The organism is Nonomuraea sp. NPDC049421, from assembly GCF_040677005.1.
GTDB lineage: Bacteria > Actinomycetota > Actinomycetes > Streptosporangiales > Streptosporangiaceae > Nonomuraea > Nonomuraea salmonea.
Map to the genome: position 1 here is coordinate 37,554 of NZ_JBFAQA010000001.1, position 16,232 is coordinate 53,785.

At 71.4% G+C, this 16,232-nt stretch carries 13 protein-coding genes; 2 read left to right on the plus strand and 11 right to left on the minus strand.

The genetic code is table 11. The features are described from left to right. Positions 1–78: 78 nt before the first annotated feature. From AB0K18_RS00135 to AB0K18_RS00160, 6 genes are read right to left on the minus strand one after another with little or no spacing between them, the layout of a single operon-like run. Positions 79–1,899, minus strand: coding sequence for a right-handed parallel beta-helix repeat-containing protein (locus AB0K18_RS00135; protein ID WP_364907592.1), 1,821 nt, complete (start codon positions 1,897–1,899; stop codon positions 79–81). Continuing rightward, a complete protein-coding gene (locus AB0K18_RS00140) occupies positions 1,896–2,663 on the minus strand; it encodes a hypothetical protein (RefSeq protein ID WP_364907595.1) in 768 nt (255 codons plus the stop codon). The genes AB0K18_RS00135 and AB0K18_RS00140 overlap by 4 nt, the downstream gene beginning before the upstream one ends. Before the next feature lie 8 nt (positions 2,664–2,671). Then, positions 2,672–4,579 (minus strand): hypothetical protein, encoded by a 1,908-nt coding sequence (locus tag AB0K18_RS00145; RefSeq protein WP_364907598.1) that lies wholly within the window; start codon positions 4,577–4,579, stop codon positions 2,672–2,674. 2 nt (positions 4,580–4,581) lie between these two features. Further along, on the minus strand, positions 4,582–5,388 hold the full coding sequence (locus AB0K18_RS00150) for a carbohydrate ABC transporter permease (protein ID WP_364907601.1): 807 nt from the start codon (positions 5,386–5,388) through the stop codon (positions 4,582–4,584). Next, positions 5,385–6,290 carry a sugar ABC transporter permease gene (locus tag AB0K18_RS00155; protein WP_364907604.1) on the minus strand — a complete coding sequence of 302 codons (906 nt, stop codon included), beginning with the start codon at positions 6,288–6,290 and terminating at the stop codon, positions 5,385–5,387. Before AB0K18_RS00155 ends, AB0K18_RS00150 begins: the two co-directional genes overlap by 4 nt. 26 nt (positions 6,291–6,316) lie before the next feature. Next, positions 6,317–7,588: an extracellular solute-binding protein gene (locus AB0K18_RS00160; RefSeq protein ID WP_364907605.1), complete on the minus strand. Its 1,272-nt coding sequence runs from the start codon at positions 7,586–7,588 to the stop codon at positions 6,317–6,319. A 161-nt stretch (positions 7,589–7,749) separates the two neighbouring features. On the opposite strand from AB0K18_RS00160, the gene AB0K18_RS00165 reads away from it, so the two are divergent. After that, complete coding sequence (locus AB0K18_RS00165) at positions 7,750–8,859, plus strand: FCD domain-containing protein (RefSeq protein WP_364907608.1); 1,110 nt, start codon at positions 7,750–7,752, stop codon at positions 8,857–8,859. Here AB0K18_RS00165 and AB0K18_RS00170 read toward each other — a convergent pair. Beyond that, positions 8,835–11,249 carry a glycoside hydrolase family 95 protein gene (locus tag AB0K18_RS00170; RefSeq protein ID WP_364907611.1) on the minus strand — a complete coding sequence of 805 codons (2,415 nt, stop codon included), beginning with the start codon at positions 11,247–11,249 and terminating at the stop codon, positions 8,835–8,837. The two genes, AB0K18_RS00165 and AB0K18_RS00170, sit on opposite strands and share 25 nt — an antisense overlap. A gap of 201 nt (positions 11,250–11,450) precedes the next feature. Here AB0K18_RS00170 and AB0K18_RS00175 point away from each other — a divergent pair, with 201 nt between their 5' ends. Next, positions 11,451–12,278, plus strand: coding sequence for an amidohydrolase family protein (locus AB0K18_RS00175; protein ID WP_364907614.1), 828 nt, complete (start codon positions 11,451–11,453; stop codon positions 12,276–12,278). Here the strand turns inward: AB0K18_RS00175 and AB0K18_RS00180 are convergent. Genes AB0K18_RS00180 through AB0K18_RS00195 form a run of 4 tightly spaced genes read right to left on the minus strand, consistent with a single transcriptional unit; the run spans position 12,275 to position 16,231 of the window. Continuing rightward, positions 12,275–13,321: an aldose 1-epimerase family protein gene (locus tag AB0K18_RS00180; RefSeq protein WP_364907617.1), complete on the minus strand. Its 1,047-nt coding sequence runs from the start codon at positions 13,319–13,321 to the stop codon at positions 12,275–12,277. The genes AB0K18_RS00175 and AB0K18_RS00180 overlap by 4 nt on opposite strands. Beyond that, a complete protein-coding gene (locus tag AB0K18_RS00185) occupies positions 13,318–14,022 on the minus strand; it encodes an SDR family oxidoreductase (RefSeq protein ID WP_364907619.1) in 705 nt (234 codons plus the stop codon). Before AB0K18_RS00185 ends, AB0K18_RS00180 begins: the two co-directional genes overlap by 4 nt. Next, a complete protein-coding gene (locus AB0K18_RS00190; RefSeq protein WP_364907621.1) occupies positions 14,019–15,053 on the minus strand; it encodes a hypothetical protein in 1,035 nt (344 codons plus the stop codon). Before AB0K18_RS00190 ends, AB0K18_RS00185 begins: the two co-directional genes overlap by 4 nt. Next, positions 15,041–16,231, minus strand: coding sequence for a CoA transferase (locus AB0K18_RS00195; RefSeq protein ID WP_364907623.1), 1,191 nt, complete (start codon positions 16,229–16,231; stop codon positions 15,041–15,043). Before AB0K18_RS00195 ends, AB0K18_RS00190 begins: the two co-directional genes overlap by 13 nt. Position 16,232: the final 1 nt, after the last annotated feature.

Here is a 16,232-nt window from a genome sequence, read left to right on the forward strand (position 1 = left end):
ATCGGGGCCGGGCAGCGACCTCAACCGTTCGGACGTCCCCGGGCACCGGCCTCAAGCGCCGGCTGGATGGTCAGGTGGTCAGGACGGGAGGGGGTAGGGGAAGGTGTTCGTGACGCCGATCTTGTCGTATTCCATCTTCGAGGGGTCGAAGTCGTCCTGCCAGTTGGCGTTCGTGACCTCGTTGCACTGGTACGACTGGTACTTGTCGTCGCTCACCTCGCCCACCTCGACGTTCGAGATGGAGAAGCCGCAGCCGCCGGCGTCCATGTGCACGCCGCGCGTTCCCGAGTCGGGCATCTGGCCGGCGGGGTCGTTGATGACGTCCCCGATGACCATCTGCGTCACGTGGTTGTCGATGGCGTGCGGTTCGACGTTGTGCACACCGTAGGTGTAGAAGGCGCCCATGTCGCCGCTGTCCAAACCGGTCTCCTCAAGGCGGATGTAGGAGAAGCGGTTGCCTCTGGCGTAGTTGTCGGCGTTGGCGATCTCGGGGCGGACCTCCAGGCTGATGCCGTAGCGGGCGCTGTGCTTGACGACCACGTTGCTGACCTCGTTGTGGCCGGTGCTCATCAGCTCGATGCCGGAGGCGTCGCCGGGGACGAGCTCGCCGACGTGGTCGATGTAGGTGTTGCTGATGGTGTGGTGGCCGGAGATGTCACCTTCGCCGGGGTAGCCGCCTTCGACCTTGATGCCGTCGCCGCCGAGGTTGGCGAGCAGGCTGTCGGCGATCTTGACCCGTTCGTTCGCGAAGAGCAGGAAGATGCCGGTGAAGCCGGTGTCGGAGATGTGCAGCCTGGTCAGGCCGATGTCGCGGGTGTTCTCCAGGGTGAGCATGCCGAACCGGTTGCGCGGCATCTCGATCTGCCGGTCGTAGATCGGGTACTTGTGCTCGTAGCCGGAGTCGCCGGAGGAGTTCCAGCCGTAGCGGTACCAGTTGACGAAGTCGGAGTACTGCAGGGCGAGCCCGTCGAAGTTCAGCCGCTCGACCCGCTTGTCGGGCGACGACCCGGCCAGCGAGATGATCGTCTTCACGGTCGGCGCCATGACCTTGTCGATGGAGGTCTTCGGCCAGTAGTAGACCTCGCTGTTGGCGAAGTCGAAGTAGTACTCACCGGGCTGGTCGAGGAAGCGCAGCGTGTTCTGCACGAAGTAGCGGGAGCCGCTGCGGCTGTTGACCAGGGCGAAGCGGCTGTCGTGGTTGAGGGTGAAGAAGTTCTTGCGGAAGTCGGCGCCGCCGAGTGGCACGTGGTCGGTGAACCAGCTCCACGACCCGCCCGACCAGACCACCATCTGGGCGTTCTTGTCGAAGTCGGCGTCCCACTCCTGCGGAATGTCCTTGGGGTCGAAGAACAGCCAGTTGTGCACGGCCTGGTATTCGGCCTCGGGCGTCACCGAGAACAGGTAGGGCGACCAGAGGTCGTCGGCGGTCCTGTTGGGGTAGCGGGCAGTGGTGGCGCGGGCGCCGTCCTCGAAGAGCGTGTAGAAGGTCCGGTCGACCTTCGTCTTGTAGATGTTGTCCTTGTACTTCTCCCACCCGGTGACCGGCCGGGCGCCGACCAGGCGGGCCTTGCCGGGGCCGTCGGCGCTGCGGTAGGTGATGGTGTGGCCGTCGCGGCCCGAGTCGGCGTCGGTGAACTCGATGGTCTTGTCGACGACGTAGTCACCGGCCTTGACGTTGACCACGATGTCGCAGTTCTTCTGGTACTTCGGGTTCCTGAGCTGGTCGCGGGCCTGCTCGATGGTCTTCCACGGGTTCCTGGCGCTGCCGTCGCCGCGCTCGCTGCCTGTGGTGGCCACGTAGTAGTCGCACGTCCTGGCGGTGGTGGCGGCGGACGTGGTCGCCGGGGTGGTCAGGCCGCCCAGGAGTAACGCGACGGCGCCGATGGACCTGAGGATCACTGGCTCTCCTTAACCTCCCGCCACCGTTCGTACTCGGCGCGGGTCTCGGGGGTGAGGGGGTAGTAGTCGGACAGTGCGCCGCCCTCCTCGATGCGGGCCCTGCTGTAGCGCTCCCACTGCTCGTGGTCGGCGGCGGCCTCCAGCACCTGGCCGGCCCGGCGCAGCGGCACCACCACGGCGCCGTCGTCGTCGGCCACGCACAGGTCGCCGGGCAGCGCGAGCGCCCCGCCCACGGCCACCGGCACGTCGTACGCCCAAGGGAACAGCTCGGCCTGCGAGGCGTAGTGCGGGGTGGCGCCGGTGCACCAGATCGGCAGGCCGACGCCGCTGACGCGGGGCAGGTCCCTGATCCTGCCGTCCACGACGATGCCCGCGCCGCCCCTGCGCTTGAAGTAGCGGACCAGCATGTCGCCGAAGCAGCCGGTGTAGGCGCTCCCGTACGCCTGCACCACGAGCACGTCTCCCGGCCTGATGTCCTCGAGCACGTGCCACAGGGCCGTGTGCCGCTCGACGTACTCCTGCCCGAGCCCCGAGGCGATGTCCTCGCGCTGCGGCATGAACTGCAGCGTGCGGACCCGTCCGGCGATCTTCTGGCCTTGGGCGATGGGGCGCGGGCCTTCGACGAAGGTCCGCCGGATGCCCTGGGCGTGCAGCTTGGCGCAGGCGGTGGCCGAGCTGATCCGGGACAGCCCCGCGATGAGCGCGGGATCGGGGTCCGCGGGCAGCGACCCGCGAACGGGGAGATCCCAGATGGCCTCGTCCATGTGACTCCTCAGTAGTGCTGGTGTGACGGCGTGCGGACGCGCGCGGTCGTGTGCAGGTCGAGCCGGATGCGGCGGCCGGGCGGCAGCTCCACGAGCAGCCGCGGGCCGTGCACCGGCACCTCCTGCTCGCTCTCGTGGATGGGGGGCGCGGTGTAGGCGCGGGGGTCGCCCGGGTAGCCGTCACCGGCGAAGCTGGTGATGGTGACGTGGTCGATGTCGTGCTCGCCGAACTGGCCGGCCTGCACCACGACCCGGCGGGTGCTGCTGAGGCCGAGGTTGACCAGCTCCAGTACGGCGCCGTCCGCGCGGACCGCGCTGACCAGGGCGGCCACGTCCGGCGGCAGGCCGGGGCGGTGGCGGTCGGCGTCGAAGTAGGCCAGGCGGGTGGGCAGCAGGCCGCCGTTGTAGAGCACCTGAGGGGTGCCGGTGACGAGCTGCAGCAGCGCCTCGGTGAGCACGGGGTTGAGCCGCTGCCAGTGGTGCACGTGGATGGTGGCGAGGTCGGCGTCGTCGGCCTCGATGAGCGCCATGCGGCGCTGCACCTGGCCGAGCGCGGTGGTGAGCATCAGCTCGGGGTAGGCCGGGTTGGCGCCGCGCAGGTACTCCAGCCAGGGCGCCTCGTGCCCCGCCTCCTCCTTGTTGCGGAACGGCCGCACGGTCGTCCAGTCGTAGCCGGACGCGCGGCGCAGCCGCTCCAGCCGGTCGGCGTCCGCGCCGCCGAGCGAGCGGTGCCAGAGCCAGACGGGCAGGCCGAGCTGCGGCGGCTGGAAGTCGAACCAGCCGGAGTCGTCGTGCCGGTTGGGCACCAGCATGGTGGGCTTGCCCGCCTCGTCGCCCAGCTCGGCCAGCCAGCGGTCGCTGATGCTCATCTCGGTCTGGGTGACGGCGCCCTGGGTGGCGCGCTCGTACACCGCCTCCAAGGGGTCGCGGCCGATCGCGAGCGCGGCGTCGTCGCCGGTCAGCAGGTGGGCGTTGACGGCGGCGATCGCGGCGGCGGCGCCCACGCTGTAGAGGCCGTGCGGCCACTGCCAGCCGTAGTTGCCGCCGTACCAGCGGCCGTCGTGCAGCTCGCCGACGATGCCGGACGGGCCTACGTTGTCGGGGATGATCCCGTCGTTGGCCTCGGCCCTGCGCTGCCAGGCGCCGATGTAGCGCAGCGCCCAGTCGCGGTAGCGGTCGTCGCCGTCGTACAGCCAGGCGTTGACGGCCAGGCTGGTCGCGGCGAGGTTGACGGCGACGTCACCGCGGCCGATGCGCTCGCTCATCGCGGCGCCCATGCGGGCGGCGTTGCACGGGTCGCCGAGGTCCTCCCAGCGGGTGATGCCGGGCAGGTCGCGCAGCGGCAGGCCGAACGGCCGCATGCTGACCAGGTCGGTGTGGTAGGAGGCCCACTCCCACTGCAGGCCGTAGCGGGGGCCGACGGCGCCGTTGTGCGGGGCGCGGATGATGTCGTGCTCGGCGTCGTAGTTGGCCGAGCCCGGCAGGTACAGCTCGGCGAAGCGGCGGGCCCGCCCGGCGAAGCGCTCGTCGCGCGGGTCGGCGGCGCAGATGCCGTAGAACAGCAGCATCGACTCGCCCTGGTGGAACCAGTCGTAGCCGCGCTCGTACTCCTCCACCAGGTAGCCCAGCTCGGTGAGCTGGGCGGTGACGCCCTCCCAGTGCTGCTTGGCCGCGCCGAGCAGGTCGTCGGCGCCGCCGAGCTGGTAGAGGGTCGGCCAGTTGAAGAACGCCTCGTAGAAGTCGTCGGCCCCGTCGCGGTCGGCGGCCGGGCCGTGGTAGATCAGCCGCCCGTCGGGTCCGCAGTAGCGGCCGGCGAAGGCCCGCCAGGCCTCGTCGAGGGCGTCGAACAGCCGGCGTTCCAGCACCGCCCAGGCCGGGGGCGCGCCGAGCGGTACGGTCGCTCTGATCTCGCGCATGGTCACCCTTTCGTAGCTCCTGCCGTGAGGCCGCTGATGATGTGCCGTTGCATGAAGACGAAGAAGACGAGCAGGGGAGCGATGGCCAGCAGCAGCGTCGGGAAGACCACTGAGTAGTCGGTGGAGTACTGGCTGACCGCCGCGTAGACCCCGGTGGTGACGGTGTAGAGGCCGCTGCCGGGGCCGAGGATGATCTGCGGGTTCACGAAGTCGTTCCACACCGAGAAGGTGTTCAGGATGATCATCGTGGCGACCGCGGGCTTCATCAGCGGGAAGACGATCTGCCAGAACGTCCGCAGTCTGCCCGCTCCGTCCACCGCCGCCGCCTGGTCGAGCACGGCGGGAATGGTCGCGATGTAGCCGGCGTACAGGAAGATCGAGAACGGCAGCGTGAGCGTGGTCTCGAACAGCACGAACCCGCGGATGGTGCCCATCAGGCCGAGGGTCTTGAGCACGTACACGACGGGGATGACCAGCACCTGGCCGGGGATGAAGGTGCCGGCCAGGAAGAACAGCATGAGGACGCGGAAGCGGCGCTTGGGGCTGCGGGCGATCACGTACGCGGCGGGCGCGGCCAGCCCCACCGACAGCACGTTGACCGCCACCACGAACAGCAGCGTGATCGCGTAGCCCTTGGCCACGTCGAAGTTGGGGTTGGTCAGCGCCCTGCCGAGCGGTTCGAGGGTCAGGCCGCCCAGGCCGAACGGGTTGGCCAGGATGTCCTGCTGGCCCTTGAAGGCGTTGACGGTCAGCACGTAGAGGGGGATGAGCATGAAGGCGGCGGCCGCCCAGAGGAACGTCTTTCTCATTGGTGCACCGCCAGCTCGCCGCGCCTGCGCAGCTTGGTCACCACGAACGCCAGCGCCGCCGTGACCACCATGAGGATCACCGACTGCGCCGAGCCGAAGCCGAGGCGGGCGTCGTGGAAGGAGTTCCAGAGGATGAGGTAGGCGACGGTCTGCGTCTGCCCGGCCGGGCCGCCCGCCGTCAGCGAGACGACCAGGTCGTACGTCTTCAGCAGCGTCACCAGCGACAGCACGACGTTCACCGTCACCGAAGGCCCGAGCGCGGGCAGCGTGACGTTCCTGAACACCTGCCACCGCGTGGCCCCGTCGATGCGGGCCGCCTCGATCAGCGAGTGCGGCACCGCCTGCAGCCCGGCCAGGTAGAGCACCACGTTGACGCCGAACCCGGCCCACACCAGCACCGCGATCATGGTGACGGTGGCCCACGCCGGGTCGGACAGGAACGGCAGCACCTCGCCGCCCCACGTGGTGATGAGGTTGTTGACCGCGCCGGTGGTGCCGAGGATGGCCGACCAGAGGAAGCCGACGACCAGGGCGCTGAGCACGTGCGGGTAGAACAGCACGATCCGGAAGAACGTGTTGAGCCGGGAGGCGCCGTTCACCAGGAGCGCGAAGCCGAGCCCGCACAGGTTGAGCCCGGCGGTGCCGGCCGCGGCGACGAGCAGGGTGACCAGCGCCGCGCGGCGCAGCTCGGGGTCGTCGAGCAGGTCGACGTAGTTGGCGGCGCCGACGAAGGCCGGGTCCGCGCTGAAGCCGTCCCAGTCGGTCAGGCTCAGGTAGAGGGCCAGGCCGACCGGGACGATCAGCATGACCACGTAGAGCACGGTCGCCGGCGCCACCATCAGCGTGGTCGCCAGGCCCTCGGTGCGGCGCCTGGAGCGCTCGCCCACGAGGGGCCGTCGCACGGTCGGGGGTGCCTCCCGGGTGAGCGTCATGACTTGGCGGCCACCCAGCGGTCCACGCCCTCGGCGACCTCCTTGGGCGACTTGCCCACGTACAGGCCCTGGACCTCGGTGTTCCACGCGGCGTTGAAGCCCTTGGGCAGGGTGGCGTCGCCGTAGCCCTCACCCTGCGGCACGCCCTGCGGCGCCTTGTCCAGGATCTCCTGGACCTGCTTCTCCAGCGGGGTGAAGTCGCGCTCGACGCCGGTGCGGAAGTTGCCGTCCTGGGCGAGCTGGCTCTTGACCGCCCCGGGGTCGGTGACGAGCCACTGGACGAGCTTGAGCGCGGCGTCCTTGTTGGGGGTGGACTTGAGGATCATGTACGGGGCCGCCGGCGTCGCGCCCTGCGGACCCGGGTAGGTCTGGCCCTTGTCGACCGGAGCGGGGAAGACGCCGACCTCGAAGTCCTTCTTCGCCTTGGCCTCGGTGGCGGTGAACCAGCTCCCCATGACGTACATGCCGGATTTGCCGGACAGGAAGTTCGTCTCGGCGTCGGCGTACTTCATGCCGAGCGCGTTCTTGTCGACGTACCCCTTGTCGATCCAGGTGCGGTAGCGCTCCAGGTAGGGCAGCAGCGACTCGCCCGCCTTGATCTTGCCCGCCTTGACGTCCTGCTGCCAGGTTGGGTGAAGCTGGGCCCTGCTGGGGTTGGACAGCTGCAGCAGCTGCAGCCCGGTGAGGAAGTCGCCGCCGGTCTGCAGCGGCAGGTAGCCCGCGTCCTTGAGCCGGCCCATCGCGGCGTCGAACTCGTCGAACGTGGTCGGCGGCTCCTTGATGCCCGCCTTGTCGAACGCGGTCTTGTTGTAGAAGACCAGCGACTGGGCCTGCACGCCGACGCCGACGGTGTAGATCCTGCCGCCCAGCCTGGCCTGCTCGGCGAGCGGCGTGTCCTTGGCCCACGGCTGGTCGGTCAGGTCGAGGAGCTGCTGGGCCAGCGTCTCGTCGGCCATCAGCGTCTCGACCACGTCGGGTGCGTTGCCCGCGGCGAGCTGCTGCGGCAGCGTGTCGGCCACGCCCTTGCCGGTCGGCGCCTCGATCTTGACGTCGATGCCGGGATTGGCCTGCTCGAACGGCTTGACCAGGCCCTCCCAGTACGTCTGGGTGAGGTTCGGGCTGATGTTCACCAGCATCCGGACGGTGACCTGGCCGTCCTCGTTCTGCTGCGCCTGGGAGTCGCCGGCGAAGCCGCCCCCGCCGCAGCCGGTCAGGACGAGCAGGCAGCCGAGGGCCGATAGGGCGAGGGACGGTCGGGGGGAACGCATCGCACCTCCAAGGGGGCGAGATCTGCGACGCCTTTTAATGGGTCGGTACTCGATTAGCGATTATTTAATACGTTGGTCACATGGGGTCGTCAAGGGGATGTGTGACGCTACAAAAACGTTTCTAGCGGCTCACTGAGTCATAAGTACGTTAAAGTGGGCCCGTGAACGCACCCGATGACGACAAGCGGCTGGTGGTGGGCGACGAGGAGCTCGCCACGCTGCGAGAGTGGGCCGCGCGCGAGCCGGCCAAGGGGACGGCGCTGCGCAGCCGCATCGTCCTGGCCTGTGCCGAGGGGCTGCCCCGCAAGGAGATCGCGAGCAGGCTCGGCGTGAGCCCCGCCACGGTCGCCAAGTGGCGGGCCCGCTTCGTCGAGCGCGGCATCGACGGGCTCGACGACGCGCCGAGGCCGGGCCGCCCGCGCAGCCCCGAGCGGCAGGAGGCCGAGCGGGTCATCGCCGCCGCGGCCGACGGCGCCGCCGTGCCGTCCACCAGGACGATGGCCGCCCAGCTCGGCCTCTCGCAGTCCACGGTGGCGCGCATCTGGCAGGAGCAGCAGATCGCGCCGCCCGCCGCCCGCCTGCTGCCCAGAGAGCTGCTGTCCGACCGCGTCTACGCGCTGCTGCGCGGCTGGATCGTCTCGGGCGAGCTGACGGCCGGGCAGCGCCTGGTGGAAGCCGAGATCGCCCGCCGGGTCGGCACCAGCCAGGCACCGGCACGTGAGGCGATCAAGCGGCTGGCGCACGAGGGCCTGGTCATCTCCTATCCGAACCGGGGCAGCTACGTCGCCGAGATCTCGGACGAGCAGGCCCGGGAGGTTCGCGACATCAGGGTGTTGCTGGAGGAGTATGCCGCACGAGGCGCGGCCGCCCGCATCCAGCCCGAGACGCTGCGCCAGCTCTCGGCCGACGTGCTGGCCATGCGCAAGGCGGCGCGCGACGGCGACATCGGCGCCTTCCGCGACGCCGACCTCGCCTTCCACCGCCGGGTCTGCGCGGCCTGCGGAAACTCCTTCCTGCTGCGGCTGTGGCGGACGATCGAGTCGAACCTGTGGAGCCTGCACGTCGTGGGCAACCCGCTCTACGACGGCGACTGGGGCGCGATGGCCGGTCACCACGACGACCTGGTCGCGGCGCTGGCGGCGGGCGACCCCGAGGAGGCCGCCCGGCTCTTCGCCGCGCACGCCCGCGGCGAGGCCTCCCGCACCCGCCCCAAGAACGTGGCGAGCACGGAAGACACCGTCATGGTTCAGGCGGACGGGGTGACCTCGTAGGTGGCGCCGCGGCGGGTGTCCAGCACGATCACGCCCGGTTCCGGCCGCTCGGCCTTGACCGGCCGGCCGTGCTCGGTGACCGTCACAGGGCCCGCCGTGCGCAGCGTCAGCCGCCGCCCGAGGTCCGACCTGATCCGGCCGCGCCGCAGCGCGCCGGAGGCCCACTCCACGTCCACCTCGAACCCGCCACGGGCCCGCAGCCCCCGGTAGGACCCGGCCGGCCAGGCGGCGGGCAGGGCGGGCAGCAGGTGCACCTGGCCGGCGTGGCTCTGCAGCAGCATCTCGGTGATGCCCGAGGTGCCGCCGAAGTTCCCGTCGATCTGGAACGGCGGGTGCAGGTCGAACATGTTGGGCGCGGTCCGCGCGGGCACCAGCAGGTTGGACAGCCGCTTGTACGCCTCGACGGAGTCCAGCAGCCGCGCCCAGAAGTTGATCTTCCAGGCCAGCGACCACCCGGCGCCGGCCTCGCCGCGCAACTCCAGCGTCCGCCGCGCGGCCTGGGCCAGCTCCGGCGAGAGCCTGGGGTCGATCTGGTGCGCGGGGAACAGCCCCCACAGGTGGGAGATGTGCCGGCTGCGCGACAGCGCCGCGTCGCCCCGGTAGTCCTCCTGCCACTCCTGGATCTGCCCGAGGTGCCCGATCTGGTTGGGGACGAGCCGCCCGCGCGCCTCCGACGCCTTGGCCGCCAGCTCAGGCTCGGCCCCGAGCACCTCCGACGCCTCGGCGAAGGCCCCGAACAGCTCGCGCAGGATCTGCATGTCCATGGTCGGGCCCGCGCAGATGCTGACGTTCTCGTCGTCGTCCTCGTGGTGGCCGACCTCGGGGGAGTGCGACGGGTTCGTCACCAGGTAGCCGGACCTGGGGTCGGTCTGCAGCGTGTCGAGGAAGAACTCCACCGAGCCCTTGATCAGCGGGAAGTGCTCGCGCAGCCGCCGCTCGTCACCGGTGTAGAGGTAGTGCTCCCACAGGGTCAGGCAGAGCCAGGCGCCGCCGGTCGGCCAGACGCCGTAGAAGGCGAAGTCCACCGGGGCGGTGCCGCGCCAGCCGTCGGTGTTGTGGTGCGCGACCCAGCCCTCGGCGCCGTACTGCGTCTTCGCGGTCTTCGCGCCCGTCTCCGACAGGTCCTTGATGAGGTCGAAGAGCGGGTCCATGCACTCGATGAGGTTGCCGGGCGCGGCCGGCCAGTAGTTCATCTCCAGGTTGATGTTGATCGTGTACTTCGACTCCCACGCGGGGGTCAGCGAGTCGTTCCAGACGCCCTGGAGGTTCGCCGCGTGGCCGGGGGAGCGGGAGGAGGAGATGAGCAGGTAACGGCCGTACTGGAAGTAGAGCGCGGCGAGCTGCGGGTCGGTGTCGAGCTGCCGGCGGGCGATGCGCTCGTCGGTCGGCAGCGCGGCCGCGTCGGACGTGCCGAGGTCGATCGACACCCGGCCGAACAGCTCCTGGTAGTCGCGTACGTGCTTGAGCCGCAGCACCTCGTACGGCTGCCCGCTCGCCCGCTTGAGATACCGCCCGGCCACCTCGGCGGGGTCGCCGCCGACGTCCCGGTAGCTGCGGTAGCTGGAGCCCATGGAGATGAGCAGCGTGACCTCGTCGGCGCCCTCGACCGACAGCGTGCCGCCCTCGGTGCGCACGGTGCCGCGCCTGGCCTCCGCCTTGGCCAGGGCGCGGAAGCGTACCTCGCCCTTCAGTCCCTGGGTGTCGCCGCTGACGCCGTCGAGCGCGATCGTGTCGCGCCCGGCCGCCGACGAGGTGACGTTCTGCGGGCTGGAGAAGGCGGCCTGGAACGTCACCGAGCCCGGCTGGTCGGCGCTGAGCCGGACCACGATGACCTGGTCGGGGTTGCTGGCGAAGACCTCGCGGGTGTGCCGCACGCCGTCGCGCACGAAGCTCACGGAGGTGACGGCGGTGGTCAGGTCCAGCTCGCGGCGGTAGCCGGTGAACTCTTCTGAGCCGGGGAAGGTCAGCGTCAGGTCGCCGAGCACCTGGTACGGCGCCTGCTCGCTGGGCTGCCCGAGGAACTTCTGGTCGGCCAGGTTCTGGGCCGCCTTCCACTTGTCCTCCCACACCCACTGCCGGATCTGGGGGAGCGCGGCCAGCGCCTCGGGGTTGTCATAGGTGTGCGGGCCGCCGGCCCAGATGCTGTCCTCGTTGAGCTGGAGCCGTTCTGTGGCCACGCCGCCGAAGACCATCGCGCCCAGCCGGCCGCAGCCGACGGGCAGCGCCTCCAGCCACTCGGCGGCCGGGCGGGTGTACCAGAGGGTCAGGGCGTCGTCGCCGGCGGCGGCCCAGGCGGGGCCGGCCGCGACGCCGTTCACGAGCAGGGATCCGGCGGCGGCCGTCAGACCGGTCGCGAGCACGCCTCGGCGCGTGTAGCCGTCGTTGGTCACGGTTGCTCCTGTTCGGTGGGTGGGGGATGGAAGCTCGCCCGGGGGCGACGAGCCGGCTGCGCGGGGTCAGGGCCGGGTGCGCACTGCCGTGAGCACGGGCCAAGGGCGAGAATCGCCCTATACATGGGATGTATCTTTACGTCACACTGCCGATATCTGTCCAGACCCGGCGTAGTTTCGTTGAAACATCGGAGGAAAGCCGTGAGCCGTATCGACGCACACCACCACGTCTGGGACCTGGCGGCCCGGCCGCACGCCTGGCTCGACCCCGAGCCGATGGCGCCGGTGCGGCGCACGTACACGCTGGACGACCTCGCCGGGCACGCCGCGGCGGCCGGCGTGACGCGCACGGTGCTCGTGCAGGTGCTGCCCGACCTCGACGAAACCCGCGAGTTCCTCGCGCTCGCAGCCGCGTCCGAGCTGGTCGCCGGCGTGGTCGGATGGATCGACCTCACCGCGCCGGGCGTCGCCGACACGCTGGCCGCGCTGCCGCCGGGGCTCGTGGGCGTGCGCCACGGCGTGCAGTCCGAGCCCGACCCGGCCTGGCTCGACCGGCCGGGCGTGCGCCGCGGGCTGGCCGGCGTGGCCGCCGCCGGGCTCGCGTACGACCTGCTCACGCTGCCGCACCAGCTCCCTTCCGCGATCAGGACGGTGGCCGCGCTGCCCCAGCTGACGTTCGTGCTCGACCACCTGTCCAAGCCGCCGATCGCGAGCGGCGAGCTGGAGCCGTGGCGCGGCCACATCAGGGAGCTGGCCGCGTACCCGAACGTCTACTGCAAGCTGTCCGGCATGGTGACCGAGGCTGACCGCGCGTCCTGGCGGGTGTCCGACCTGCGGCCCTACGCCGAGACCGTGCTGGAGGCGTTCGGGCCCGAGCGGGTGATGTTCGGCTCCGACTGGCCGGTCTGCCTGCTCGCCGCCCGCTACGACCAGGTCGTGGCGGCCGCCGGCGAGCTGTGCGCCGGCCTGTCGGAGGACGAGCGGGCCGCCGTCTTCGCCGGGACCGCCCGCCGCGCGTACCGGATCTAGGCGGCCTCCACCCTGAACGTCGTGTGGTAGCTGCGTGACTCCTGCGGGCCCAGCCAGATCATGCTGCCGTCCTGGCGGGCCGCGGCGTCGCCCGCCACGTGGTGGGTGGAGGGCTCAAGCCCGACCGCGTAGTTGCCCGAGCGCAGGTTCAGCCACTCGAAGAAGTACGGGAACTCCGCCGCCCGCCACTCGACGGCCACCCGCATGCCGATCCGGTCGTTGACCACTGCCACCCGGTGCAGCCCGTCGGGTCTCGGGACGAGCGCGTGCTCGTACACCTGCTCCACGAACCCCGGGGCCGGCCCGGGGAAGACGACGTGGTCGGCCTTCTGCTCGGCGACGCTGTCGCTCTGCCACAGCGTCTCGCGGACGTCGGCCTCCAGCCTGGCCCCCTCGTCGAGCAGCGGCCAGCCCAGATTGATGTGGTACAGGTACATGTGCGGCGTCGGCTCGAACCCGGCGTTCGTCACCGTGTCGGTCAGCCGGATCTCGTCGCCGCCCAGGTCGGCCTCGATCCGGCGGACCAGCCGCAGGTTCTCGGCGAAGACCGCCGCCTGCCGCATCTCGCCCTCCGCCCACAGCACGCAGCGCTCGCCGTCCCACCGCTCGCCGTAGCCGGTCAGCCGCGCGGGCAGGTTCCCGGCCCGGCCGTGCAGCCCGTGCCGCACGGACGCGCGCGGCGGATACCGGTAGCCCTCGGCCGGCACGTCGCCGCCGAACAGCGTGTGGTCGAGCCCGGCCGTCACGATCAGCCCCGAGAACGAGCGCAGCCACGACAGCCCGTCCTCGTCGTTGTTCTCGTGCAGCCCCGGATGCCGGAAGCCGGTGGGGGAGCGCCAGCCGAAGGCGCGCCCGGCGTGCTCGGCGTGCCCGATGTCCATGCACCGGTCCACCAGCACGTCGAACGCCAGCCCAGAACCGGTGCGGAACTCCAGCGTCCTGATGCCGCGCTCGACGCCGTCGCCCAGCGTCACCAGCCGGACCCCGCCGGCCGCGCTCGGATCGCCCGTCAGTTCGGCCAGCCGGCCGCGGTTCGGCATCATGCCATCACCCACCCTCCGTTGACTTCGATGGTCTGGCCCGTGACGAAGGAGGCGTCGGGGCCGGTCAGGAACGACACCACGGCGGCCAGCTCGTCCGGCGTGCCGCGCCGCTGCAGCGCCTGCCGCTCCAGCACCATGCGGTTGTACGCCTCCAGGTCCTCGTGGATCTCCTCGGCCGCCGTCGGGAACGCGCCGGGCGAGACGCAGTTGACCCTGATCTCGCGCGGGCCCAGCTCGCGGGCCAGCGCCCGGGTGAGCGCCGCCGCCGCGCCCTTGGTCGAGACGTACGCGGCGAGGTCGGACCAGCCGCCGTGCATGGTGATCGAGGCGACGTTGACGATCGCGCCGCCGCCGAGATCGAGCATCTGCCGGGCGGCGTGCTGCGCGCAGAGCCAGTAGGCGCGCTGGTTGACCGCCACCACCTCGTCGTACTCGGCGGGCGGCACCTCCAGGAACGGCCTGGCCGGGTAGACGGCGGCGTTGTTGACGAGGATGCCGACCGGGCCGAGCCGCTCGGCCGTCTCGGCGAACGCGGCCTCGATCGCGACCGGGTCGCGCAGATCGGTCTTCAGGTTGAGCGCGCCGGTCAGGCCGCCCGCGTCGACGTCGAGTGCCGCCACCCGGTGGCCGTCGGCGGTCAGGCGGCGCACGATCGCGCCGCCGAGCGCGCCGGCGGCTCCCGTGACGAGCGCCGTGGTCATGTCGTCCTCCATTGCTCGTGCAGGTCTTTGAGCAGGCGCCGGGGCGGTGTCCCGGCCAGCAGCCCGTCGCGGACGATCGCGGACGAGCGCCGCTGCCGCTCGATGTAGCCGGGGAAGCGCGGCCTGATCCAGGCGGCCTCCAAGGTCGCGCGGGTGTCGCGGTAGAAGCCGTCGCCGTTCTCCCAGACGGAGTGCGCGGCCGGCTGCCCGCCGGTGGCGGGGAACAGCCCGGCCTGCACCGGCTCCGACGTCAGCCGCAGCAGATGAGTCCGCACCGACTCCCGCTCGTCCAGGGCACGGCGCGAGACCGCGAGGCCGGTGCCGCCCAGCACGCTGCAGGGCGGACCGCCGGGCCAGACGGGCGCGTCGGAGAAGGCCAGCGGGTACGTGACGTAGCCGTACAGCAGGGGACACCAGTCGATCCGGCCCGCCGTGATCGCGTCCAGCACGCCGATCGGGTTGAGCAGCGACACCTCGCGGTCCGCGTGCGCAAGCAGCTCGGCCATCAGCTCCAGCGCCCGCTCGCCGGTCTCCTCGTCCAGGAAGTCGCCGCAGGTCAGCGCGCAGAACATGAGGAACGCGTGCGGCCCGCCGAGACACAGCGCCATGCGAGCACCCCGCGCCCGCGCGGTCACCTCGGGCCAGGTGCCCGGCACCCGCAGGCCCGGCCGGGCGGCGGCCACCTGGGCGGCGGCGTCCAGCGGCAGCGCCCACTGGCGGCCGTCCAGCCGGTAGCTCTCCCAGGACCGGCCCGCGAACCGCAGCCCGGCCAGCTCCTCAGCGGCGAACAGCTCCTCCATCGGCACCAGCGCGTCCACCGCCGCGCCCAGCCCTGGATGGTCGATCACCAGCACGTCGTACGTCTCGGCCAGCGTCGCGATCGGCTCCGACTCGAACCCCTCCAGGGGTTGCCTGTCCCACCTGATCGGCTCGGGCACCCGCCCGTACGGGTGCTCGCCCGCCTGGTCGAGCCGGGTCAGCCGCTCCAGCGGCGCGTACCCGCGCGGATGGTCCCAGGTCAGTCCTCGCATGCCAGCACGCCCTCCGCCACCAGCTCGGCGGTGCGCTCGGCCGGGTAGCCGAGCTCCGCGAGCAGCTCCCTGGTGTGCTCGCCCACCAGCGGCGCGCCCCTGCGCACCTCCGGAGGGGCGGCGCTGAGGCCGTAGGGGAAGCCGGGCGTGGTGACCGTGCCCTCCGTGCGGTGCTCGTAGGTGACGAACGAGCCGTTGTGCTCGACCTGCGGGTCGGCGACCAGGTCGGCGTAGCCGTACACCGGACCCGCCCACAGGTCGTGGCGGGCGAAGATCTCCAGCCACTCCGCCGTCGTGCGCTCGGGCAGCCGGGAGGCCACCAGCGCGGTGATCTCGTCGCGCCTGGTGTGGCCGTCGGCGTCGCCGTCCATCGCGGCCAGCTCGGGCAGGCCGAGCGCCACGGCCACGCCGTCCAGCCTTGGCATGCCGAGCGCGACGTGGCCGTCCTTCGTGGCGAAGACGCCGTACGGGGCCCTGATGTAGGTGTGGCCGTGCGGCTCGCGGCCGCGCCGCTGCGGCACCTTGCCGACCGTGAAGATCGACAGCTCCTGCATCTGCACGGCGACCGCCGCGTCCAGCATGTTCACGCTCACCAGCTGGCCCTCGCCGGTCCGCTCGCGGTGCAGCAGCGCGGCCAGCGCGCCCTCGAAGGCGCTGTAGGCGGTGATGGCGTCGATCGCGTACGAGCCCGCGGGCGCCGGCGGGTCGCCCTGCCTGCCCGTGCTCAGCATGGCCCCGCTCATGGCCTGCAGCAGCAGGTCCTGGCCCGGGCGGGCGGCATAGGGCCCGGTCTCGCCGTAGCCGGACATGGAGACGTACACGATGGACGGGTTGAGCCCGCTGATCGTGTCGTGGTCCATGCCGAGCCGCTCGGCCACGCCCGGCCGGTAGTTCTGCAGGAACACGTCGGCCGTCGCCGCCAGCCGGTGCACGATCTCGCGGCCCGCCTCGGACTTGAGGTTCACCGCGAGGCTGCGCTTGTTGCGGTTGAGCGACAGGAACGAGGCGTTGACCTTGTTGCCGGTCGCGCCGCCCGCCGGGGCATGACGTTGCCACTCGCCCGTGACCGGCTCCACCTTGACCACGTCGGCGCCGAGGTCGCCGAGCCGCATCGCGGCCAGCGGCCCCGCCATCGCGATGGACAGGTCGATCACCCGGTAGCCGTCGAGCACGCCCATG

Bases quoted from the DNA above. Each gene is read 5' to 3' on its own strand.
- AB0K18_RS00140 (WP_364907595.1), bottom strand. From the start codon at position 2,663: ATGGACGAGGCCATCTGGGATCTCCCCGTTCGCGGGTCGCTGCCCGCG.
- AB0K18_RS00145 (WP_364907598.1), bottom strand. From the start codon at position 4,579: ATGCGCGAGATCAGAGCGACCGTACCGCTCGGCGCGCCCCCGGCCTGG.
- AB0K18_RS00150 (WP_364907601.1), bottom strand. From the start codon at position 5,388: ATGAGAAAGACGTTCCTCTGGGCGGCCGCCGCCTTCATGCTCATCCCC.
- AB0K18_RS00160 (WP_364907605.1), bottom strand. From the start codon at position 7,588: ATGCGTTCCCCCCGACCGTCCCTCGCCCTATCGGCCCTCGGCTGCCTG.
- AB0K18_RS00180 (WP_364907617.1), bottom strand. From the start codon at position 13,321: ATGATGCCGAACCGCGGCCGGCTGGCCGAACTGACGGGCGATCCGAGC.
- AB0K18_RS00185 (WP_364907619.1), bottom strand. From the start codon at position 14,022: ATGACCACGGCGCTCGTCACGGGAGCCGCCGGCGCGCTCGGCGGCGCG.
- AB0K18_RS00190 (WP_364907621.1), bottom strand. From the start codon at position 15,053: ATGCGAGGACTGACCTGGGACCATCCGCGCGGGTACGCGCCGCTGGAG.
- AB0K18_RS00195 (WP_364907623.1), bottom strand. From the start codon at position 16,231: ATGGGCGTGCTCGACGGCTACCGGGTGATCGACCTGTCCATCGCGATG.